Here is a 22,064-nt window from a genome sequence, read left to right on the forward strand (position 1 = left end):
GTTTACGCGGGTTGCAGTTGACGGCCGAGCGCTGTGGCCGGTTCGACCCGCGGACCGCGCATTCGCGCGCGCAGGAAGACGAAGAACAGGGTGATCAACAGGACGGTGCGCAACCACACGCCGAACTGGACGATCCCTTCCGTAAGGTCCACGCCAGCACCCTCGCCAAGGGCGGCGAAGTACCGGAACACCCCGACGCCCACCGCCGCGTCGGCCACCAGATACGCCGCGACCAGCGTCCACGGCACCTCCAGCAACACCAGGAACGGAATTATCCACAGGGTGTACTGGGGTGAATGCACCTTGTGGAAAAGCAGGAAAGCGGCCAGCATCGCCGCGCTCACGCCCACCCACGGGTACGCCGAACTCGGGGTCCAGCGCCGCCAGCCCAGCCACATGGCCAGCGCGAACCCGCCGAAGATCAAGGCGGGCGAGATGATCGCGACCGCGTCGTGCCAGGTCTGCGATGTTCCCGACGCGCGGCCGAAGATCAGCTGGTGACCCCAGTACCAGATCGAGTTGGTGGTGATGTCGGCCTGGCGCAGCTGCTGGAAGGTGATCGAGGCACGCCAACCCTCGACCCCGGCCAACACGAACGGCAGATTCACCGCCGCGACCGTGCCCATCGCGGCGAGCAGGGTCTGCGCGGCACCCGCGACATCGAGTTCGCCGATCCGGCGCCGGTCGCGCACAGCGCCCTCGGTGAGCACGTAGATCGCGAGTGGGAGCACGAAGATTCCGGGATAGAGCTTGAGACAGAAACCCAGTGCGAGCAGCACCGCGGCGATGATTCCCCGGGTCCGCACGGACAGGCCGGTCAGCATCGTCATCACATAGACCGCCGCCACCGCCGTACACACCACCGGCAGTTCCCAGTTGTGGAAGGCGTAGAACACCAGCGGCGGACCGATCGCCCACAGCAACGCCGCCGGGCCCGCGATTCTGGCCAGCATCCAGGCGGTGAGCAGGGCGAACGGTGCCAGCAGCAGCGCCGACTGCCACAGGAAGTCGGCGTCGTTGTCCACCCCGATGGCGCCTGCCCACATCAGTACGCCGCTGAGCACCGGGTATTCCACCGCGCCACCGGTCAGCGCGCCGTCGGCGGTGATGGCGCCGTCCACGTACGGGAAGACGTGGTTGTCGATATCACGGCCGAGCCACAGGAATTGGATGTCGGAGTAGCAGACCTGTGAGTCCTTGCGTTCCTCGAACACCAGGCTGCGGCCGGACCCATCGATCGCGCCGCCCGCGCACCTGGCCTTGTTGGCGTAGGCCAGCGCGAGGGTGAGTCCGCACAGCACCATCACCAGGATGCTCATGGCCGCGGCTCGCGTCGCGCCGCGTTGTACTGCGCGCTGTCGCGGGCCGACGGTGGTCATGACGACCACATTAAGCGGCGGTTCCGCGATCGCCGATTCTCCCCTTCGGCCGGGATCGATTTCGCTGGTCACCGCCCGCTCATGTAGCCTGGGCGGGTTGCTGACGCAACGAACCCTCCTGCCATGGAAAGTCCATGGCCGTTTCCTAGTCCACAGGAGGTGATTGGTCCGTGCGTCAATATGAAGTAATGGTCATCCTCGACCCGAGCCTGGACGAGCGCATCGTCGGGCAGTCCCTGGATACTCTGCTCACGGTCGTCAAGACCGAGGGCGGCAACGTCGACAAGGTCGACATCTGGGGCCGCCGCCGGCTCGCCTACGAAATCGCCAAGCAGGCCGAAGGCATTTACGCGATCGTCAACCTGACCGCGACCCCGGCCACCGTGAGCGAACTCGACCGCCAGCTGGGCCTGAACGAGACGGTGCTGCGCACCAAGGTTCTGCGCAACGACAAGTAGTCCACACCCTCGAATTTGTCGGAGCCTGGCTTTAGGCTCGAGCGCAAATCCCGAGATTGCGGACTGCACCCGAGCAGGAGGAACCCCATGGCAGGCGACACGGTCATTACCGTCATCGGAAATTTGACGGCAGACCCGGAGCTTCGTTTCACGCCCGCAGGCGCAGCGGTGGCAAATTTCACCGTCGCGTCCACTCCCCGTGTGTTCGATCGCAATTCGAACGAATGGAAAGACGGCGAGGCACTGTTCCTGCGCTGCAACATCTGGCGTGAGGCAGCCGAGAACGTCGCCGAGAGTCTGACCCGAGGCGCTCGCGTCATCGTGAGCGGTCGGCTCAAGCAGCGCTCCTACGAAACCCGCGAGGGTGAGAAGCGCACTGTGGTCGAGCTCGAGGTCGACGAGGTCGGTCCCTCGCTGCGTTACGCGACTGCGAAGGTCTCCAAGGCCGGTCGCGGTGGCGGAGGTGGCGGTGGCGGCTTCAGTGGTGGTTCCGGCAATGCCGGTGGTGGATCTAGCGCAGGCGGCTACAACGCCAACAATGGCGGCGGACGTCCGGCCGCTGGCAGCAATGCCGGTGGCGACGACGATCCGTGGGGTAGCGCGCCCGCGGCCGGCTCCTTCGGGGGCGGCGGCCGCATGGATGACGAACCGCCGTTCTGATCGAACGGCACTCATAGTACGGAGAGAAAAACCATGCCTAAAGCGCCCGCGCGCGAAAAGGTACTGAAGAAGAAGGCCTGTGCTTTCTGCAAGGAAGCAAAGTCCGGAATCGTCAATATCGATTACAAGGACACCACGCTGCTGCGTAAGTACGTCAGCGATCGCGGCAAGATCCGCGCTCGCCGCGTCACCGGCAACTGCGTGCAGCACCAGCGTGACATCGCTGTCGCCGTCAAGAACTCGCGTGAGGTGGCTCTGCTTCCTTACGTGTCGACCGCTCGCTGAGAAAGGGAGTCACACAGATGAAGCTCATCCTCACCGCTGATGTCGACAACCTCGGCGCCCCCGGCGACCTTGTCGAGGTCAAGGACGGCTACGGCCGCAACTTCCTGCTGCCCCGCGGTCTGGCCATCCAGGCCACCCGTGGCGCCCAGAAGCAGGTCGACGGAATCCGTCGCGCCCAGGACGCCCGCAAGGTGCGCGACCTGGATCACGCCAACGAGCTGAAGCAGGCCATCGAGGGCCTCGCCGCGGTCTCGCTGGCCGTGAAGACCGCAGGCAGCGGCAAGCTGTTCGGTTCGGTCACCACCTCCGACGTGGCTTCGGCCATCAAGGCGGCCGGTGGCCCCGTGGTCGACAAGCGCAGCATCGAGCTGCCGAAGTCGCACATCAAGGCGACCGGTAAGCACGGCATCGTGGTGCACCTGCACCCCGATGTGGCTGCGAAGTTCAACCTCGAGGTTGCTGCGAACTGAGTTCGCTGGAAACCACCCCTGTGCGTGCACAGGGGTGGTTTCTGCTTGCCTTTTTTCGGCACATTTTGCGATAACTGACCGATAGCCGACTTTTCGGTCGGCGCTCGCACTGTAACGCGGCTCACGGTCGGTAACTGTTTGACCTCCGGTTATTCAGCCTGTGGATGACTGCGAAAACCGACCGGCAGATTTGTGACTCCCGTCATAGCCTGCACCATCGCTGTTTACCCAACACGCCCGGCTGTTCACCTTGACCGACACGCCGGAACTTCTTTCATCCACAGGGCAGAAGTTTGATAAAGCCGGGTCTAGCAGGGCGTTTAACCGCACTGACCTGGGTTTTCCCCATGTTTTCCACAGGCGGTGCACAACAACGGGTGAACTACCCCCAAGTTATCCACAGTTGTGTGCACATGTCGGGTTGGCGAGTCCCGAAAACGTCGCCTAGGTTCGTCGCATCGCCCTGCGAGCGACCTCTGGAATCACGCAGGCAACCGATTGCTGACATCCGTGTCGGTGTCCGGGAGTACAACGAGAGCATCGATGTGAAACCCCGGTTCTGCGGGCAGAGAGGACTCCCCTGGTGACAACCACCGGTGACCGCGCGCAAACCGAGTTCACGCCTGAACCCCCCGGCGAGGACTTCGGCCGTCAGCCCCCGCACGACATGGCCGCTGAGCAGTCCGTACTCGGCGGCATGCTGCTGAGCAAGGACGCCATCGCCGACGTGATCGAGGTGCTGCGCCCCGGCGACTTCTACCGCCCCGCGCACCAGGCCGTCTACGACACGATCCTCGACCTCTACAGCCGCGGCGAACCCGCCGACCCCGTCACCGTCTCCGCTGGCCTCGACCGCCGCGGCGAACTCAAGCGCATCGGCGGCCCGCCCTACCTGGTCACCCTCACCCAGACCGTCCCCACCGCGGCCAACGCCGGCTTCTACGCCGAGATCGTCGCCGAGAAGGCCATCCTGCGCCGCCTCGTTGAAGCGGGCACCCGCATCGTCCAGTTCGGCTACGCGGGCGCCGACGGCCAGGACGTCGCCGAGGTGGTCGACCGCGCCCAAGCCGAAATCTACGAAGTCACCGAACGCCGCACCACCGAGGACTTCACCCCGCTGGAAGAACTCCTCCAGCCCACCATGGACGAAATCGACTCCATCGCCTCCCGAGGCGGCATCTCCCTCGGCGTCCCCACCGGTTTCACCGAACTCGACGAACTCACCAACGGTCTTCACCCAGGTCAGATGATCATCGTGGCCGCCCGCCCTGGTGTGGGTAAGGCGCTGGCGCTCGACACTCCCCTGCCGACACCTCGCGGTTGGACCACCATGGGTGAGGTTCGTGTCGGCGACGAGCTGCTGGGGGCCGATGGCAGGCCGACCAGGGTGCTCGCAGCCACCGAGGAGATGACCGACCGGCCTTGCTACGAGGTCGAATTCTCCGACGGCACCGTCATCACCGCCGACGAAGAACATCAGTGGATCACGCTCGCTCCCACGCTGGCACCGCATCCCGTCGTCCGCACCACCGGCGAGATCGCGCACAGCCTGCGCACCCCGCGCGACAATTTCGCCCATAGGGTGCCCAGGTCGGCTCGTTCAGCCGCCCGTCAGATCGTCGACGTGCGCAAGATCGACCCAGTGCTTGTTCGCTGCGTCGAGGTAGACAATGCCGACCACATGTACCTGGCCGGTCGCACCATGGTGCCAACGCACAACTCCACCCTCGGCATGGATTTCATGCGGAGCTGCTCGATCAAACACGGCATGGCGAGCGTCATCTTCTCGCTGGAAATGAGCCGCACCGAGATCGTCATGCGACTGTTGTCGGCCGAGGCGAAGATCAAGCTCGGTGATATGCGCTCCGGGCGCATGAGCGATGACGACTGGACCAAGTTGGCTCGCCGGATGAGTGAGATCAGTGAAGCGCCGTTGTTCGTCGATGATTCGCCGAACTTGACGATGATGGAGATTCGCGCCAAGGCTCGACGACTCAAGCAGCGCCACGACCTGAAACTCGTTGTGGTGGATTACCTCCAGCTGATGAGCTCGGGCAAGAAGGTCGAATCACGCCAGCAGGAAGTTTCGGAATTCTCACGTCACCTCAAGCTGCTCGCCAAAGAACTCGAGGTTCCCGTGATCGCGATCTCACAGCTGAACCGTGGCCCGGAACAGCGAACCGACAAGCGGCCCATGGTCTCCGACCTTCGCGAATCGGGCTGCATGCCCGCGTCGACGCGGATCCTGCGTGCTGACAACGGTGCCGAGGTCACTTTGGGCGAGCTGATCGAGAGTGGTGAGCAACCACTAGTATGGTCGCTCGACGAGCGGATGCGGATGGTCGCCCGCCCGATGGTGAAGGTGTTCCCGAGCGGACACAAGGAAGTCTTCAAGCTGAAGCTCGCCTCCGGCCGCGAGGTCGAAGCCACCGGTAACCACCCGTTCCTGACGGTCGACGGCTGGATCGCCCTCGACAAGCTCGCTGTCGGCGACCGCCTGGCGACACCACGACTCGTCCCGGAACCCGTGCACACCACGCGACTGCCCGAAGCAGAGATCGTGATGCTCGCGCACATGATCGGCGATGGCTCGTGCGTCAAACGCCAGCCGATCCGCTACGCGAGCGTCGACGAGGAGAACCTCTCCGCCGTCACCACCGCCGCCGAGCACTTCGGTATCAGCGCGGTCCGCGACGAGTACCCCGCCGCGCGCGTCACCACGCTGCGCTTGCGCGCGCCGTACCGGCTTACCCACGGCAAGCGCAACCCGATCGCCGCCTGGTTGGACACCCTTGGCTTGTTCGGCCTGCGCAGCTACGAAAAGTTCGTCCCCGAGCCAATTTTCGCGCTGCCCAACGATCAGATCGCACTGTTCCTACGTCACCTATGGGCAACCGACGGGTCCGTGCGCTGGGACGCGAAGGGCCGTCAGGCACGCGTGTACTATGCCTCGACCAGCCGTCGCCTTGTCGATGATGTGAACCAGTTGCTATTGCGTCTCGGTGTGCACGGCCGCATCAAAACCGTCCGTAAGGCCAACTACCGCGACTGCTACCACCTGACAATCGACGGTGGCGAGAACCAGACAACCTTCCTGCGCGACGTCGGCGTCCACGGCGCCCGCGGCAAGTCCGCCGAGGCCGCCCTCGCAGAGCTGGCCCCGATGGCCCGCAACACCAACGTCGACACCGTCCCCGCCGAAGTCTGGAACCGTGTCCGAACTCTGCTGACCGACAAGGAAATGACGCACCGAGAGTTCTCCGCCGCCATGGGTTCCCGATTCTGCGGCAGCACCATGTGGAAGCGCTCCCCCAGCCGCTCCCGCCTTGCCCGTGTCGCTGCGGTGCTCGATGACGCGGACATCGACATGCTCGCCACCAACGACGTCTTCTGGGACAAGATCGTCGAAATCACCAGCCTCGGTGAACAAGACGTCTACGACGGCACTGTCCCAGGCACCCATAATTTTGTGGCACAAGGAATTTCAGCGCACAACTCCCTTGAACAGGACGCCGACATGGTCATCCTGTTGCACCGACCCGATGCGATCGAGCGCGACGACCCCCGCGGCGGCGAGGCCGACCTCATCGTCGGCAAACACCGTAACGGCCCGACCGCGACCATCACCGTCGCCCACCAGCTGCATTTGAGTCGGTTCGTGGATATGGCCCGCGGCTGACAAGTCCGTTCTGGGCGATACGCTCGGGTGAGGGTCCGGCTGGGTGGCCGGAGCGGATACAGATCGGAAATCAGGGTGGGGAAAAGACCGGGGCTGCTGTTCAATCCGGTGGTGTTCGTGTATTGGGCGGTGTCGGTGATCGGTGCCGCGTTGTACGTCTCGTGGACGTTGCGAGCGGCTACCTTCGTGGCGCCCTCCTTGTCCGACGAATCCGTGGGGTATGTCTTCGGCCTGCTGGGTGGTTTGCTTTTCGTGCTGATCACTTGGCCGTTCGTGCTGATGTTCGTGTGGTGGGGGCGGCGGGCGTATCTGCGGAAGGTCGCGACGCCGGTGCGTGCGACGGTTACCGAGTCCGGGCATCGGGTGACGCACTCGACCAACAACCCATTCGCCACTCATCGGGTGCGTCTGAAGGTGACGTTCACGCATCCGAGCACCGGGGTCGAATATTGGATGAAGAAGGAATACGCGATGGCCGAGTTCCGGCGGTCCGCCGCGAAAGAGTTGTTGCAACGATTTCCCGAAGGCGCCGAGTTGCCGATGTTGGTGCGCGGACGCGCTGCGGGGTTCGATCTGGCGTTGCGGCCGCAATGGGTCGACCTCTGGTGAATGCTCGCTGACCAGGCCGACACTCATAGCGACCTCCCGGAATACCGGGGTGATGCGGCGGATGATGGGTCGATGGCTGACCAGATCCTGCAGGTGAAGTGGAAGTCCGCGCCGGAAGACCATGACTATCCGGCTGCCGCCGATTATCTCGATCTGCTGGGCGACAAGACGGTGGTCGACGCGATCGTGGCCGAGCTCAGGGCCGCGCCGGTGGTGGTGAAGAAGGCGAAGGACATTCTGCGGGCCTCCCAGCTCGAGGCCCTCACCCCGGACAACCCGCATGTGCGCAAAGACCTGCTCAAAGTGAACGAGGGCAGGAAACTCTCGCCGATCCTGTTGGTGCGCGGCGACTGTCGCGCGAACGTGCCGATGCTGATCGCCGACGGGTATCACCGCGTGTGCGCGCTGTACTGGGCCGACGAGAACGTCGAGATTCCGGCCAAGATCGCCGCGATGCCATGACGTTCGCGACCCTGGCGCTGGTGGTCGCGCTCGGGTTGATCGGGCCGCTGCTCGCCTTGCCGAAACAGCTGTATCTGCCGGTGCTGCTCGGCGAGCTCGTCGCGGGAATCGTCTTCGGCACCACCGGCTTTCGTGTCCTCGACCCCAGCGATCCGATCTTCATGTTCCTCGCCGATATGGGTTTCGCGCTGGTGATGTTCGCCGCGGGTACCCATGTGCCGGTGCGTGATCCGCGGGTGCGCGCAGCGCTCGGGCGGGGTGCGGCGCGTGCCGTGCTGGTCGGGGTGGTCGCGGCGGTGGCCGGGTGGGCGGTGGCGCAGGCGTTCGATCTCGGGAACGCGGCCGTGTACGCGGTGCTGATGGCGTCGTCGTCCGCGGCGATGACGTTGCCGATGATCGACTCGATGCGGTTGAGCGGGCCACCGGTGCTCGCGCTCACCGCGCAGGTGGCCATCGCGGACACCGCCTGCATCGTCGCGCTGCCGCTGGTGATCGATCCGGCGAACGCGGCCAGAGCGGCGATCGGCGCGGTGGTCGTCGCGCTCTGCGCGGGCCTGATGTTCCTACTCCTGCGCTACCTGCAGAAGACAGGTGCGCAGCGCCAGGTACACGAGGTGTCCGAGGAGCGGAAGTTCACGCTCGAACTGCGGGTGAGCCTGGTGCTGGTGTTCGCGCTATGCGGGGTGGCCAGCTCGATGCACGTTTCGATCATGCTCGGCGGGTTCGCGGCCGGACTTGCGGTGGCCGGGGTCGGCGAGCCACGTCGGGTGGCCAAGCAGGTGTTCGCGATCAGCGATGGGCTGCTCGCTCCGCTGTTCTTCGTCTGGCTCGGCGCCCGGCTCGATCTCCGGGAACTCGGCGAACATCCACGGTTCATCCTGCTCGGGCTGGCGCTCGGCTTCGGCGCGGTGGGCGTGCACTGCGTGGCGAGACTGCTCGGTCAGCCGGTGGCCTACGGCGCACTGGCCGCGGCCCAGATCGGGGTGCCGGTCGCGGCGGTGACCGTCGGTAGTCAGCTGGGGGTGCTCGTGCCCGGTGAGGGCTCGGCGATCATGTTGGCGACGCTGTGCACCATCGCGGTGGCGACGCTGGCCGCTGGGCGACTCGCGGCAAAAGCTCCCGCCGCTCAGCTGCCTGATCGACCCGACGCTCGATAGCGATAACGCATGGTCCCAGGAGTGGGGGCGAAGATTCCTGTTCGCGGTAGTAACGATCTTGCTGGTGGTCACGACATTGTTCGTGACATGCGGCCCTTCGGGGGGCCTGCCCACCTGTAGGTCATTCGAACGGGATCAACATATGAATCTGCGTGAGTTTCTTGCGAAACATCGCATTGCTTCGGCTGTTGCCGCGCCTGCGGCGTTGGGGGTTGCGGCGATTGTCGCCGCGTCTTTCGCCGTGACGTCACAGCCCGAGTCGCCCTCGTACACCCTGACGACCTCGGTGACCGAGTGCCGCGAGATGGTGACCATCTCGGTCGCGGGGCGCAACGACACCCCGGTCGAAGGCACGACGGCGATGCTGCTCGATGCCAACGGGAATCCGCTGCCCGCGGCGCTGTCGGGTGACCACAGCAGTGTGTGGGTGGATCCGGTGGTGAACGCACCGCGCGATGATCTCGCCGAGGGCGAGTACGCGGCGGTGTACATCGCCTACCCGGCCGATATGGGGACCTATGAGGACGCGGTCAACACGGGTGTGGCGAACACCCAGCAGGTGATGCGCGAGATCTCGGCGGCCTGCCCGGATACCAAGTTCTCCATCGTCGGCTACAGCGAGGGCGCCGATGTGGTGCGTCGCGTGGCCGAGGGCATCGGCAACGACGACCCCGCCGACGGGTACGCGACCGTGAACCCGGACGACGTACTGGGCGTGGTGATGTTCGCCGATCCCGGTCGCAAGGCCGGTGACGGCACCTTCCTCGGCGCGCAGGACCCCAACCGCCCGGACAACTTCGACCAGAGCTACCAGAACGGCGGCAAGCCGATCTCGGGCGCGGGCATCACCACGGGCAACGATTTCGGCGCTCTCAACGGCAAGATCGCCTCGTTCTGCTCCGAGGGCGACCTCACCTGCGCGGCGCCGGAGAACATCTCGCTGCTGCAGCTGGCGGCGAATGTGGGCCGCCAGATCAATATCGACGAATTGGAGCGCGCCGACATCGGGCGCAACGGCATCGCGGGCATCAGCCCGGCGCTCGGCCAGGACATGGCCTTCACGCTGGGCCGGATGGCGATGGCCGCGTTCGCCGATATCGGGTCGAACCCGAACTGGATGGCCAGCGACGAGACCTTCCTCGACGTGCTGCTGAAGGTCTCCGACCCGGACTACAAGCCGGGCCAGGCCACCACACCGGTCAAGGCCGACGCGATCGCCGCCGAGCAGGTCTCCTCGCTGGCGTACCTGCCGCAGAAGATCTTCAACGAGATCGTCGGGCTGATCGTGACGAACCAGAACACCATCCCGGTGATCATGAACGATCCGTACCAGCTCACGCTCGGCCCGAACGGCACCGGTCACCACTTCGACTACTGGCGTGACTCCGATGCCGCGAACGGCAAGCCGCTGACCTCCGCGGAGTACGCGGCGGCCTGGCTGACCAGCCTGGCCAAGCAGGCGCAGGCGGGCGAGACCGTCGACACCAAGGCCGCGCCGGACGATGACTCGGTCGTTGCCGCGCTGGCAGCTCCGACGAAGCCTGCGACGACTACGACGGCGCCGAGCACCACGTCGAAGGCGAAGTCCACGACAACCACTCCCAAGCCGACCACCACGTCCAAGGCCGGCTCCACCACGACAACCCCGTCGACCACGACACCGTCGACAACCACGCCGCCGACCACCACTCCGGAGCCGGCGACCAACCAGGCGGTCGCACCCGCCCCGACGACAACGGTCGCTCCGACGACAACTGTGGCACCGACCACGACCGTCGCTCCGACCACCACGGTCGAGCCGACGACCACCACGACAACCACCCCGTCGGCCAACTAGCACCAACCACGAAATCCCCGGTGGGGCAGCATCAGCTGCCGCGCCGGGGATTTCGCGTTGCCGGGGACAACCGCGCCCATCGACTCGAAAAGGCACTCGCCGACGCTGAACAGATCCCGGAACTGGCACCTCTCGTCGGTTTCCTGCACGGGGTTCCGGCACCGAGCTGACACGCGACATCGATACCAACGCGCCGATCATGGTGACTGTTTCGAGTACCGGTGCAATGATCGCTGGGTGACTCAGTGGCTACCACTCCTCGGCTCGCTCCCCGTCGCCGGCGCAGTTCTGGTCGGCGTCATCGCCAACAACCGAACCCACCGTGCAGGAATCGCGGCCGCGGACGAGCGCGGCAGGCAGGCTCTCGATGCCTCGCAGCGCAATGTCGAGCTGTCGAACATGGTGGGTGACCAGCGCGATCACGAGGCGTGGCGCCGCGAGGCGGTGCTCGCCGCTGTCGCCTCGATCCTGGAGACCTCGGCCTCGGTGCGCGCCGATCTGGCCACCTGCGGTGAGTGGGACATGGTCACCACCGACGAGATCGACAGGTTCAGCGCGCAGATCCACAAGGTCATCTGGGATCGCCCGGGCGGCATGCTGACTCGCCTGCGGGTGGTGGCGCATCGTCGGATTCCCAATAAGTGCGAGGACCTGCTGCGCACCCTCACCGCCGCCCAGCACATCACGATGCAGCGACTGAAGCTGCACATCGACGTGGAAGCCACCGTCGAGGAGCTGGAGGAGATGGCGTCACTGTGGCAGAAGGCGATGCGCCATGCCGCAGAGCAGGAGCGGGCACTGGTCGAGACGACGCGAATCGAACTGGGGATCGAGATCGCTTCGAAAGGCATGGGGGTAGAGCCCGTTCCGGTGCCGCAGCCGCTGGTCGCCGAAACCGGTACCGAGGACGCGGAATTCGAGGAAGTCACCGAGACGGTGCCCGCCGAAGCGGAGCAGTCGGCCCAGCCACAGCCGTCGGCCGAGCCGGCGCAAACGGTGCAGCCACCGCAGCCCGACGAACCACAACAGTCCCCCGAGCTACAGCAGTCCGCCGAATCGCAGCAGCCGAACGAGGCCGTGCGGGAAGACGATCCGCGCGGCGCCGTCGATCCGCGCGAGGCACAGACCATCAAGGTCTGACCTGGGAAAACGACCGGGTCGCGACAGCTGTTGCCGCGGCCCGCTTTTCGTCGGTGGTCCGTGGATTGAACATTCGGTGAACACCATAGAATTCGTGATGGTCTCGGCGTTCTCGTGACGCGGCACCGTACGGCCAGGTAGCGTGGTAATACGGCACGCAGGGGTGCCGTACCCGACAGCGTGGTCGATTGTCTACAGACTTTTGCACAAACCACTCTCGTCAGGGGGCGATCTGTCATGGATTTCATCGCGCCGTTGGATGCGCTGTTCTTGCTCGCGGAATCTCGTGAGCACCCGATGCACGTCGGCTCACTGCAGCTGTTCGAACCGCCCGAAGACGCAGGGCCCGAATATCTGCGCGAGTTCCGCGAAACCTTGTTGGCCGACAAGACCGTTCGGCCCACCTTCAGTAAACGGCCCGCCACCTGGCTGGGCGCACCGCAGATGGCGTGGACCCAGGACGACGACGTCGACCTGGACTATCACGTGCGGCGCAGCGCACTGCCCGGACCTGGCCATCTCGACCAGCTGGTCGACCACGCGTCGACCCTGCACAGCGCCCTGCTGGACCGGCACCGCCCGATGTGGGAGCTGCACTTCGTCGAGGGCTTGGCCGACGGACGCTTCGCGCTGTATTCGAAGATGCACCATGCCCTGGTGGACGGCGTCTCGGCCCAGCACATCATGCGCCGCACGCTGACCACCGATCCGTACTCGACCGAGATCGTGCGGCCGTGGAATCTGCCGCGCAAGGTAGGCCCGGCGCGGCCCGGAAAGTCCCGGCTCAGCGGGCTGATCGACACCGTCACCTCGGCGGGCTCGTCGACCACCGCGCTGCTCAAGGCGGCCCGCACCGGCCTGCTGCAGCAGCAGCTCACCCTCCCGTTCGAGGCGCCGCGCACGCCGTTCAACGTGCCGATCGGTGGTGCCCGCAAGTGTGCGGTGCGCACCTGGTCGATGGACCGGGTGAAGCAGGTGAAGAAGGCGACCGGCGCCACCGTCAACGATGTGGTGCTGGCGATGTCGGCGGGCGCGCTGCGGGCCTACCTGCTGGAACGCAATGCCTTACCGGACAAGCCGATGATCGCGATGGTGCCGATGTCGTTGCGCGAGGAAGACGATGTCGACACCCAGGGCGTGAAGGTCGCGGCGCTGCTGTGCAATCTGGGCACCGATGTCGCCGATCCGCTGGAACGTCTTCGGGTGGTGAGTGATTCGACGCGCCGCAACAAGGAGGTGTATCGCACGCTCACGCCGACGCAGACCCTCGCCATGGCCGGGGTGATGTTGAGTCCGATGGCGGCGATGCTGCTGCCCGGGTTCGCCTCGGTGGCGACGCCGCCGTTCAATATCGTCATCTCCAATGTGCCGGGTGCACGGGAGTCGCTGTACTGGAACGGCTCGCGCCTTGATGCCACCTACCCGCTGTCGATCCCGCTCGACGGACAGGCCGTGAACATCACGCTCACCTCCAGTGGCGACAACCTCGATATCGGCCTGGTCGGCTGCCGCCGCACGCTGCCCGACCTGCACCGACTTCTCGATCATCTCGAGGATTCCCTCGCCGCACTGGAGGATGCCGCACTGTAGAAATTGGGGATTCTCGACTAAACTAGAACGTGTTACAGTTCGGTATGCGTACCGAATTCTGCGAACAGCTCGGCATCGAGTTCCCCATCTTCGCCTTCACCCACTGCCGCGACGTCGTGGCGGCGGTGAGCAACGCGGGTGGATTGGGGGTGCTCGGCGCGGTCGGCTTCACCGCCGAACAGCTCGAGGTGGAGCTGGCCTGGCTCGATGAACACGTCACCGGCATCTACGGCGTCGACCTGGTGATCCCGTCGAAATACGAGGGCAAGGGCGTCGACGGGCTCACCCCCGAACAGCTGGAAAAGCAACTGGCGCAGATGGTTCCGCAGGGCCATCGCGACTTCGCCCAGCAGATCCTCACCGACCACAACGTGCCCCCGCTGCCCGACAGCGAACACCACAACGAGCTGCTCGGCTGGACCGCGACCACCGCGGGCCCACAGGTCGACGTGATCCTGAACCACCCCAAGGCCAAACTCGTCGCCAACGCGCTCGGCACCCCGCCCGACGACGTCATCAAGCGCATCCAGGACTCCGGCCGGTTGATCGGCGCGCTGTGCGGTTCGGTCAAGCACGCGATGAACCACAAGGCGGCCGGCCTGGACTTCGTGGTGTGCCAGGGCACCGAGGGCGGCGGGCACTGCGGCGAGGTGTCCTCGCTGGTGCTGTGGCCGCAGGTGATCGACGCGATCGGTGATACGCCGGTGCTGGCCGCCGGTGGCATCGGCAACGGCGCGCAGGTCGCGGCGGCGCTGGCGATGGGCGCGGCGGGCGCGTGGACCGGCTCGCTGTGGCTCACCGTCGAGGAGGCCAACGTGCCGCCCGCCCAGATGGACACCTACCTCGAGGCGACCAGCCACGACACCATCCGCTCGCGGTCCTGGACCGGCAAGCCGTGCCGCATGCTGCGCAACGACTGGACCGACGCATGGGAGTCCACCGAGACCCCCGACCCGCTGCCGATGCCGCTGCAGATGATGGTGGCCCTCGACGGCGTCAAGCGCGGCCACCGCTACCCCGAGGCTGCCAAGGACGTGAACTTCAACCCGGTCGGCCAGGTGGTCGGCATGATGAACAAGGTCGAACGCAGCGCCGACGTGATCAACCGCCTCGTCGAGGAGTACGTCACCGCCTACGACCGCCTCACCGAACTCAACAAGTAGCCGAAGGCACACCTTCGAGTCCGAGCACCCAGCGGCACCAGCCGCCGACAACTCTGTCCTAGACTCGCGTCATCTCACCAGCGATGCGGGCGGTGCGCAGCGATGCGCACCTGCCCGCGGCATTGCCCAACGGTTGCGGACGGCGGTGGCATGGCTTCGGAGGAGTACTCGAGCAGGACCTGGCGGGTTACCAGGTACCGGGTTACCCACGCCTTCGCCAAGGTCCGTGAGGTCTACACGAAGGCACCGCCTCGGACCACCGCGCACGACCCCGTCGACCCGCCCGTGCCCGCCGATCTGCTGAATCTGCTGTGTCGTCTCGGTGTGGCGCTGGTGGGCGCGGGCGAGACCTCCGCGCGGGTGCAGCTCATTCTCGACAAGCTGTCGAGGCGCTACGGCACCGACAATATCCATTTCATGGTGTTGCCCACCGCCGTGTTCGTCCGGGTCCGCACCGACAACACCTCCTTCCTCGACATGCTCGACGCGCGCGTCGGCACCCTGCCGCTCGACCAGATCGACGGCCTCTACCGGCTCATCGACCGGATCGAGCAGGATGCGCCGCCGCCGAGCCGAGCATCCGACGACCTCGCCACGATCCTGACCCAGAAGCCCGGCAGCCCGCGGTGGCTGATCCTGCTCGGACAGGTCGTGCTGACCGTCGGCATCGGCATGATGCTCAACCCGGGCGCGCGGGCGCTGGTCGGCTATGTGGTACTCGGCCTGGTCGTCGGCGCGCTGACCCAGCTCGCCGACAAGGTGAAGCTGCTGTCGATGGCGTTGCCGGTGGTCGCGTCGGCGGTGGTGGCGATACTGGCGTACGGCTTTCCCGGCGCGCTCGCCGGCGGGCAGCCGCAGCAATTGCTGATTCCCGCGGTCGCGACGCTGCTGCCCGGCGCGATGCTCACCAACGGCACGATCGAGTTGGCGACCGGATCGATGGTGGCCGGTGCCAGCCGGGTCGTCTACGGCATCAACATGTTGTTCCTGCTCGCGCTGGGTTCCTATGTGGGGATCAGTCTGCTCGGGCCGCTGTCGGATCCGCCGGTGAGTCATGCCCAACTGGGGTGGTGGGCACCGATAGTCGGGGTGCTGTTGATCGGGTGCGGACATTCGTGGCGGTCGAGCGCGCCGCAGAACACGGTGGGCTGGCTGCTGCTCGTCCTCTACATCACCTTCGCGGCCCAGCTCGTCGGCAAGCACGTGTCCGGCCCGCTGACGGGCGCGTTCTTCGGTGGCGTCGTCGCCGTGAACGCGGCGTATCTGATCCAGGGCCGCAAACACGCGCCGCCGACCCAGGTGGCCTTCCTGCCCGCGTTCTGGATGCTGGTGCCCGGTGGCATCAGCCTCACCGGGATCTCCGACCTGGTCGCGCACTCCCTTTCGGGGGTGGCGAGCGGCGGGCTAGAGGTGTTGGTGTCGGCGCTGCTCTCGGTGATGTCGATCGCGCTGGGGGTGATGGTCGGGTCGGGCCTGGCGACCGCGCACACGCCGCGTGTCGGCACGATCATCGACACGGTGGTGCCGCGGCATCTGCCGTGGCACCACGCCGAAAGCGCCACCGACAAATCCGACTCAGACAGCTAGTCGGCCCAGGTGGCTGGTCACCTCAGACAGCAGAGCTCAGGGGCACGGTGTGGATCGGCGCCTCACCGACGAGTTGACCGAAGCGGGCGATCACCTTCTCGTGATACAGCGCGAACAGGTCTCCGAACAGCGCCAGTTGCGCCTCGCTCGGCGCGGATTCGGCGTCCCACACCGCCAGCAGCGCCCGCCAGACGAGCACGTGCAGATCGGGGGCGACGGCGAAGTAGGCGGCGACGGCCTCTGGCACCTCGACGACCATATCGGCGATCGAATTCAGCACCGCGCGTTGCATACTCATCTCGAGCACGCCCAAGAGCTTGCGCACCAGCGCGATCTCGGCGGCGATGATGCGCGCGTGATCGGGCACGGCGTCGCGAACCATCGCCTCCAATTCGTCGACGGCGGCGGCGAGCTCGGCCGCGTCGAGCACCTTCTCCCCCGCGGTGTAGGCGAGCAGCGCCTCGCCCACGATGCCGCGCTCCACCTCGACGATGTCGGTGAACATCTCGGCGGCGACGGCGGGCGCGGTGATCGAGAACCGGAACAGGTGCCGATACACGTCCATACCGCCCTCGACTCGGACATCACGGATGGTGAAGCCCTTGCCACGCCTGGCCTCGACAAAACCGTAGGACTCGAGTTTGCCCAGGATGAGCTGGGCGGTGGCGCGGTTCATCCCGAACTCGTCGGCGACCTGGCGTACCGACGGCATGAGCTCGCCGGGCCGGTACTCGCCGGTGGCAACGCGACGTGCCAACTCATCGGCGACGTCGGCAACCACCGTCCGGGATCCCATCGAAACAACACCTCTCGGTCATGATCCGGCTACGTCCCAGACAGTTTAGGTGGTCCGACCGTCACCCGCACGCACCCCCGGTCGCTGTGGGGCGGTTCACCTCCACAGCCGTTCATTGCCGGGAACCGACCGAACAGCCCGTTCGGCAAGTGATCGGCTATTCAGGCGGTGACGAAGCGCACGGCGCCCGACCAGCACAGATGACGCCGGACACCGCTCAGCTGGATCAGACAGAGCTGTGCGACACCGTGATTGGATACACGGGCAACGGGGCAGCTAAACATTCTGGGAATTCAGATCATGTCCTTCTTGTCCAGCCAGCGCATTACCGGCCAGCCCAAAGCGACTGGGATCCAACAGGTCAGCACGCGGTAGAGCAGTACTGCGGGGACCGCGATCTCGGCGGGAACGCCGAAGGCCGCGAGACCACCGATCAGCGCCGCTTCGACCGCGCCGACGCCGCCGGGTGTCGGCGCGGCCGAGGCCAGCGTGCCGCCGATCATGGTGACGATGGTGACGGCCACGAAATCCGTTCCGCCACCGAAGGCTTCGACGCTCGTCCACAGCGCCAGCGCCTGTCCGAGGGTGATCGCAGCGCAGCCGCCGACGATGACCAGGAATCGCTTCGGGTCCTTCGCGAGGTCGAGGAGTTCGCCCAACACTTCCTTGACCTGCGGGCGCACCGAATGATTCACCCAGCGCCGCAATGTCGGCACGAACATGAACGCACCGATCAGCCCGACACCCACGCCCGCGATCAGATACAGCACGGTCGCGTCGGGCACGATGTGGGCCAGGTTGCTCGACGTGCCCGCCACCACGCTGAACACCACGAGCAGCACCAGGTGGGTGAGCACCTGCATCGACTGCTGCATCGCCACCGCGGCCGTCGCGCGCAGCGTCGACATGCCCGCCTTCTGCAGGAACCGCACGCTCAGCGCCAACCCACCGACGCCGGCGGGGGTGGTGGTCGCCACGAACGTGTTGGCCAGCTGCTCCACCAGCAGATAGCGAATCTTGATCAGCCCGTCGGCGCAGGCACCGAGCGCGGCGGCGGCACCGAGGTAGGTCAGCCCGGAGACCGCGAGGCCGGCCAGCGCCCACCACCAGTTGATCGTGCGCAGCTGGCTGAAGAACGTCGGCACCTGGCTGATGAACGGATAGGCCACGTAGACGAGCGCGACCAGCAACACGAGCTGAATGATCTGGTTGCGGGAGAAGCGGGTGATCTGCTCGGACTGGATGCGGTCGTGACCGGTCTGCCTGCGCACCTCCTCGCGGGCGGTGGCCATCACTTTGGTCCACTGCGGCACCGACTTTCGGATGCCGACCGAGATGGCCGATTTCGTCAGGCGTCTGGCCGCGTGGGCGACCTTGCCCTCGCCGAGCGCCTCGATCGCGGCCGAGACCGCCTCGTGTTTGCCGTAGAGCGAGGTCGTGGTCACCAGCAGCTGGGCGATATCGGTCTGACATTGCGCCTCGGCGGTGCCGAACTCGGCGGCGGCGAAACCACCGAACAGCGTGTCGCCCTGGCTGACTCGCACGAAGTCGGGTTGCAGATCGCCGAGGCTGATCTGGTTCTCGTGCAGGCGCAGCAGCGACCGCCACACCCCCGGCAGCACCTGCGCGGACAACGTCGCGATCGGCGTACCGCGAGGCATGGTGTGCGCGTAGAGCATCCAGCCGCGGCTCAGCCCGGCCACCGCGACCTGATGGCTGTCGGCCATGCCGAGGTCACCGATCGCGATGCCGAGCAGCGCCCGATGTTCCACCGCCCGGTGCATCGAGCCGTGCAGCGGCGCGGTCTCGCTGGAGCGGAATGTGATCCAGCGCCATACCTGCCGGATCGCGCCGAAGCTGCGCTGGTTCTTGCCGTACAGCTCGACGACGATCTCGTCTTCGGGTCCGTCGACCTCGGTGGCGAGTAGCAGCGGCCCGCGCCCGGCCGGCCGGTCCACACGGAAGGCCTGCACGGTGTAGCCACGCTGCGCGAGCACCCGGACCGCCGCGTCGAGCGGCACCTCGAGTGCGGGCGTGCCGACCAGCCAGACGATCACCGCGCCGACCAGCCAGCCGACCACAAGGCCGAGCATCGCCCGCGCGGGCACCACCGAGCTCACCACCAGGTGAATCGGCGCGAACATCAGCAGCAGGAACCACATCCAGCGCCGTGTCCGCGTCGGCAGCCACGGGCTCGACACGGTGAGCATGGCCGCGAGCATCGCGATCCAGCGTGGGTCGTCGAGGAATTGCGACAGAAAGGTGTCGAAGCGGTCGGGCGCAGGCAGGTGCCATTTCGGGGTGGAGATGCCGGTGCCGGTGATCGACAGGGCGAGCACCGCGAGCAGACCCGCCGCCCCGTACCCGAAGAGCAGTTTCCATTGCCTGCGCACCACGAGTTCGATGAAGATGGCGAACGGCAGCGCCAGGATGAGCATTCCGTAGATCAGGTAGACCAAGGTCGCCTGGTCCTGGCTGAGAAAGTCCACGATCTTGGCGACCGAGCGTTCCAGCGCCAGCCACTCCGGCCGGGTGATCAGCGAGCCCGCGACCACCACGGCAACGCCAAGCCCCGCCAGCACCACCCGCACGATGTCACTGGTGCGCCGGATCAGCGGTTGCAGGAGTTTCCCCGTGACCGGGATATCCCGACCGTCGACTCGCATGAGCCGCACGATACACACCGACACGCCGCAAATCCGCCGTGACATCACGCAATCAGTACGGTCGCTCCCGCCTGAGGTGGTGCCGATCACAGGCCGTCACAAACGTCGGCGGTACCACGTCCTTGATGTAGGGAAACACCCACTCAGTCGGAAGGAACGATCATGCAGGTTCTGCTCGCAGGCGCCACCGGTGCCATCGGCCGCCCTCTGATCCGCGCGTTGACCGCGAACGGGCACGCGGTCTCGGCACTCGTGCGCAATCCGAGTGCGCACCCGCTCGTGCGCGAACTCGGCGCCGCGCCGCTCACCGCCGATGTGCTCGACCGCGACGGGCTGTTGCGCGCGGTCGATGGCACCCGCGCCGATGCCGTGATCCATCAGGCCACCGCGTTGCGCGATGCGAAGGTGCGACGCCGGATTCCGGCCGACGATCCGACCGGGCTGCTGCGCACGGTCGGCACTGCCAACCTGCTCGAGGCCGCCGAGGTGGTGGGTGCCGGGCGCTTCGTCACGCAGTCGCTGATCCTCGGCTACGGGTATCGCGATCACGGTGACCGGCTCATCACCGAGCGCGATCGGTTCGGGGTGTACGACGGCGGGGTGGCCGATGAGGTGGTTCGCGCGTGCGTTTCCGGCGAGAGTCAGGCGTTCGACGCCCCCGGTGTGGAGGCCGTCGCGTTGCGGTACGGGCTGTTCTACGGGCCGGGCGCGTTCAGCGATCTGTTCGCGGACATGATGCGCAAGCACAGCCCGGTCGGTCCGCTCGGCTCCGGCGGAGTCAACACCTGGGTCCACGTCGATGACGCGGCCGCCGCGACCGTCGCCGCACTGGAACGCGGCATTCCCGGCCGGGCCTACAACATCGCCGACGACAACCCCATCACCTGGCGGGAGTTCTTCACCGAGGTCGCGCGCAGCCAGCACACGCCGCGCCCGATTCGACTGCCCGCGTGGATGGTTCGACTGGCCGTTCCCTACATCGGTGCGCTCATGTCGGACACTTCGATGCGGATCTCCAGCGAGCTCGCACATGATGAATTGGGTTGGCGCCCGCGGTATTCCAGCGTCGCGGCGGGACTGGCCGGCTGACGATCCGACCGGACCGCACGCCGATATCGGCCGTGATCATGGTGCGGCTCGGGCGGTGACGGCGGCGCGGTCGTGGCCGGGGATCACTTCGATCTCGGCGGGTAGGGCGTGCAGGCGGTGAATGGTCTCGAAGGCCTTGTCACGGTCGGCGTCGACGAATTCACCAGGCAGCGGGGCCTTTTCGCGCAGCAGATCGATTTGCAGGGTGCTCCAGACCGCGTCGCCCGCGAGCAGGACCCGGGAGCCGTCGTCGACCGCGAGGAGGATGCCGACGCTCCCGGGCGTGTGACCTGCCAGGTCGACGATCAGCACCGAGCCGTCGCCGAAGAGATCGTGGCTGCGGGCGAAGGTGAGGACCGGCGGGCCGTCCAGTTCGTAGAGGTCGAAGGCACGGCCGCGCAGGGGACCGCGGGCGACCCCGAGCGGTGCGTGCGAACCGGACATCGCCCAGCTGTACTCGACGGCGGGCACGCGGATCGGGACCAGGCCGGGTAGCTCGTACAGGCCGGAGACGTGGTCCCAGTGCAGGTGTGTGGGCAGCACGAAGTCGATGTCGTTGCCGGTGAGGCCGTGCGCGGCCAGCACCTCGGTCAGCGGGTGCACCGGCTGGTCGGGTGCGACCAGGTGCGACACCGGGAACGGCAGCTCGGGCAGCACCCGCTGGTGCACGCCCGCGCAGATCGCCGGGTCGACCAGGAAGGTGGCGTCGGGGTGGCGGATCAGGAACGTCGACATGGTCAGCTCCGTGAACCGCAGCGTCCGCACCCCCTCGGCGACGATCGCGGTCGGCGCCGACAGCTCCGCCTGCACGAGCGCGGTCAGTCCGACGGTGTTGTGCGCAGGCGGAACAGGAGCGGACTCGAGCCCGTCCAGAAAAGCGGTATCGGTACCCCGCGGCCACAGCAGCCGCGGCCCCATCGTGACGGCAGCGACACAGCAGGCGAGAACAGTCGATAACATAGTCGTGCGCTCACCCATATCTGTCACCGTAGGCGATCGCCCACAACCCGACCACCGGACCAGGTCGAGCGGCCGTT

At 66.3% G+C, this 22,064-nt stretch carries 18 protein-coding genes; 14 read left to right on the top strand and 4 right to left on the bottom strand.

All coding sequences use genetic code 11. The annotated features are described in order from the left end of the window. Positions 1-2: 2 nt before the first annotated feature. The gene (locus ACLJPD_RS09280; protein ID WP_410871452.1) at positions 3-1,379 is read right to left on the bottom strand and encodes a glycosyltransferase family 87 protein; all 1,377 of its coding nucleotides are present in this window, start codon (positions 1,377-1,379) and stop codon (positions 3-5) included. Between the two features lie 170 nt (positions 1,380-1,549). Here ACLJPD_RS09280 and rpsF point away from each other — a divergent pair, with 170 nt between their 5' ends. The 13 genes from rpsF (at position 1,550) to ACLJPD_RS09345 (ending at position 16,476) form a co-directional block, all read left to right on the top strand. Continuing rightward, the gene (rpsF, locus tag ACLJPD_RS09285) at positions 1,550-1,837 is read left to right on the top strand and encodes a 30S ribosomal protein S6 (RefSeq protein ID WP_056823926.1); all 288 of its coding nucleotides are present in this window, start codon (positions 1,550-1,552) and stop codon (positions 1,835-1,837) included. Between the two features lie 87 nt (positions 1,838-1,924). Further along, positions 1,925-2,497 (top strand): single-stranded DNA-binding protein, encoded by a 573-nt coding sequence (locus ACLJPD_RS09290; RefSeq protein ID WP_410871453.1) that lies wholly within the window; start codon positions 1,925-1,927, stop codon positions 2,495-2,497. Between the two features lie 33 nt (positions 2,498-2,530). Then, positions 2,531-2,782 carry a 30S ribosomal protein S18 gene (gene rpsR, locus ACLJPD_RS09295; protein ID WP_056823934.1) on the top strand — a complete coding sequence of 84 codons (252 nt, stop codon included), beginning with the start codon at positions 2,531-2,533 and terminating at the stop codon, positions 2,780-2,782. Positions 2,783-2,799: 17 nt separating this feature from the next. After that, positions 2,800-3,252: a 50S ribosomal protein L9 gene (gene rplI, locus ACLJPD_RS09300; protein WP_410871455.1), complete on the top strand. Its 453-nt coding sequence runs from the start codon at positions 2,800-2,802 to the stop codon at positions 3,250-3,252. Positions 3,253-3,835: 583 nt separating this feature from the next. Continuing rightward, on the top strand, positions 3,836-6,931 hold the full coding sequence (locus ACLJPD_RS09305) for a replicative DNA helicase (RefSeq protein ID WP_410871456.1): 3,096 nt from the start codon (positions 3,836-3,838) through the stop codon (positions 6,929-6,931). Between the two features lie 75 nt (positions 6,932-7,006). Then, a complete protein-coding gene (locus tag ACLJPD_RS09310) occupies positions 7,007-7,540 on the top strand; it encodes a hypothetical protein (RefSeq protein WP_410871457.1) in 534 nt (177 codons plus the stop codon). 84 nt (positions 7,541-7,624) lie between these two features. Continuing rightward, positions 7,625-8,002 (top strand): hypothetical protein, encoded by a 378-nt coding sequence (locus tag ACLJPD_RS09315; protein ID WP_410871979.1) that lies wholly within the window; start codon positions 7,625-7,627, stop codon positions 8,000-8,002. Further along, the gene (locus tag ACLJPD_RS09320; protein ID WP_410871458.1) at positions 7,999-9,159 is read left to right on the top strand and encodes a cation:proton antiporter; all 1,161 of its coding nucleotides are present in this window, start codon (positions 7,999-8,001) and stop codon (positions 9,157-9,159) included. The genes ACLJPD_RS09315 and ACLJPD_RS09320 overlap by 4 nt, the downstream gene beginning before the upstream one ends. A gap of 142 nt (positions 9,160-9,301) precedes the next feature. Then, the gene (locus ACLJPD_RS09325) at positions 9,302-10,996 is read left to right on the top strand and encodes a cutinase family protein (protein ID WP_410871459.1); all 1,695 of its coding nucleotides are present in this window, start codon (positions 9,302-9,304) and stop codon (positions 10,994-10,996) included. 237 nt (positions 10,997-11,233) lie between these two features. Next, a complete protein-coding gene (locus ACLJPD_RS09330) occupies positions 11,234-12,136 on the top strand; it encodes a hypothetical protein (RefSeq protein WP_410871461.1) in 903 nt (300 codons plus the stop codon). A gap of 237 nt (positions 12,137-12,373) precedes the next feature. After that, on the top strand, positions 12,374-13,726 hold the full coding sequence (locus tag ACLJPD_RS09335) for a WS/DGAT/MGAT family O-acyltransferase (protein WP_410871462.1): 1,353 nt from the start codon (positions 12,374-12,376) through the stop codon (positions 13,724-13,726). Positions 13,727-13,770: 44 nt separating this feature from the next. Then, entirely contained in the window at positions 13,771-14,889 is a 1,119-nt protein-coding gene (locus ACLJPD_RS09340) for an NAD(P)H-dependent flavin oxidoreductase (RefSeq protein WP_410871464.1), read from the top strand. A 150-nt stretch (positions 14,890-15,039) separates the two neighbouring features. Beyond that, positions 15,040-16,476, top strand: a complete 1,437-nt coding sequence (locus ACLJPD_RS09345; protein ID WP_410871465.1) for a threonine/serine exporter ThrE family protein — start codon at positions 15,040-15,042, stop codon at positions 16,474-16,476. A gap of 22 nt (positions 16,477-16,498) precedes the next feature. On the opposite strand, the gene ACLJPD_RS09350 is transcribed toward ACLJPD_RS09345, so the two are convergent. Beyond that, positions 16,499-17,272, bottom strand: a complete 774-nt coding sequence (locus ACLJPD_RS09350) for a GntR family transcriptional regulator (RefSeq protein WP_410871466.1) — start codon at positions 17,270-17,272, stop codon at positions 16,499-16,501. A 293-nt stretch (positions 17,273-17,565) separates the two neighbouring features. Beyond that, on the bottom strand, positions 17,566-19,938 hold the full coding sequence (locus tag ACLJPD_RS09355) for a flippase-like domain-containing protein (RefSeq protein ID WP_410871467.1): 2,373 nt from the start codon (positions 19,936-19,938) through the stop codon (positions 17,566-17,568). Between the two features lie 162 nt (positions 19,939-20,100). Here ACLJPD_RS09355 and ACLJPD_RS09360 point away from each other — a divergent pair, with 162 nt between their 5' ends. Next, on the top strand, positions 20,101-21,027 hold the full coding sequence (locus tag ACLJPD_RS09360; protein WP_410871468.1) for an NAD-dependent epimerase/dehydratase family protein: 927 nt from the start codon (positions 20,101-20,103) through the stop codon (positions 21,025-21,027). A 36-nt stretch (positions 21,028-21,063) separates the two neighbouring features. Here ACLJPD_RS09360 and ACLJPD_RS09365 read toward each other — a convergent pair whose 3' ends face one another. Beyond that, the gene (locus ACLJPD_RS09365; protein ID WP_410871469.1) at positions 21,064-21,987 is read right to left on the bottom strand and encodes an MBL fold metallo-hydrolase; all 924 of its coding nucleotides are present in this window, start codon (positions 21,985-21,987) and stop codon (positions 21,064-21,066) included. Positions 21,988-22,064 lie beyond the last annotated feature (77 nt).

Source organism: Nocardia sp. A7, from assembly GCF_046549215.1.
GTDB lineage: Bacteria > Actinomycetota > Actinomycetes > Mycobacteriales > Mycobacteriaceae > Nocardia.

Coding starts and splice junctions, on each gene's coding strand:
- ACLJPD_RS09345 (WP_410871465.1), top strand. CDS start 15,040: ATGGCTTCGGAGGAGTACTCGAGCAGGACCTGGCGGGTTACCAGGTAC.
- ACLJPD_RS09335 (WP_410871462.1), top strand. CDS start 12,374: ATGGATTTCATCGCGCCGTTGGATGCGCTGTTCTTGCTCGCGGAATCT.
- ACLJPD_RS09365 (WP_410871469.1), bottom strand. CDS start 21,987: ATGTTATCGACTGTTCTCGCCTGCTGTGTCGCTGCCGTCACGATGGGG.
- ACLJPD_RS09355 (WP_410871467.1), bottom strand. CDS start 19,938: ATGCGAGTCGACGGTCGGGATATCCCGGTCACGGGGAAACTCCTGCAA.
- ACLJPD_RS09290 (WP_410871453.1), top strand. CDS start 1,925: ATGGCAGGCGACACGGTCATTACCGTCATCGGAAATTTGACGGCAGAC.
- rpsR (WP_056823934.1), top strand. CDS start 2,531: ATGCCTAAAGCGCCCGCGCGCGAAAAGGTACTGAAGAAGAAGGCCTGT.
- ACLJPD_RS09360 (WP_410871468.1), top strand. CDS start 20,101: ATGCAGGTTCTGCTCGCAGGCGCCACCGGTGCCATCGGCCGCCCTCTG.
- ACLJPD_RS09320 (WP_410871458.1), top strand. CDS start 7,999: ATGACGTTCGCGACCCTGGCGCTGGTGGTCGCGCTCGGGTTGATCGGG.
- ACLJPD_RS09325 (WP_410871459.1), top strand. CDS start 9,302: ATGAATCTGCGTGAGTTTCTTGCGAAACATCGCATTGCTTCGGCTGTT.
- ACLJPD_RS09340 (WP_410871464.1), top strand. CDS start 13,771: ATGCGTACCGAATTCTGCGAACAGCTCGGCATCGAGTTCCCCATCTTC.
- rplI (WP_410871455.1), top strand. CDS start 2,800: ATGAAGCTCATCCTCACCGCTGATGTCGACAACCTCGGCGCCCCCGGC.
- ACLJPD_RS09280 (WP_410871452.1), bottom strand. CDS start 1,379: ATGACCACCGTCGGCCCGCGACAGCGCGCAGTACAACGCGGCGCGACG.
- ACLJPD_RS09350 (WP_410871466.1), bottom strand. CDS start 17,272: ATGGGATCCCGGACGGTGGTTGCCGACGTCGCCGATGAGTTGGCACGT.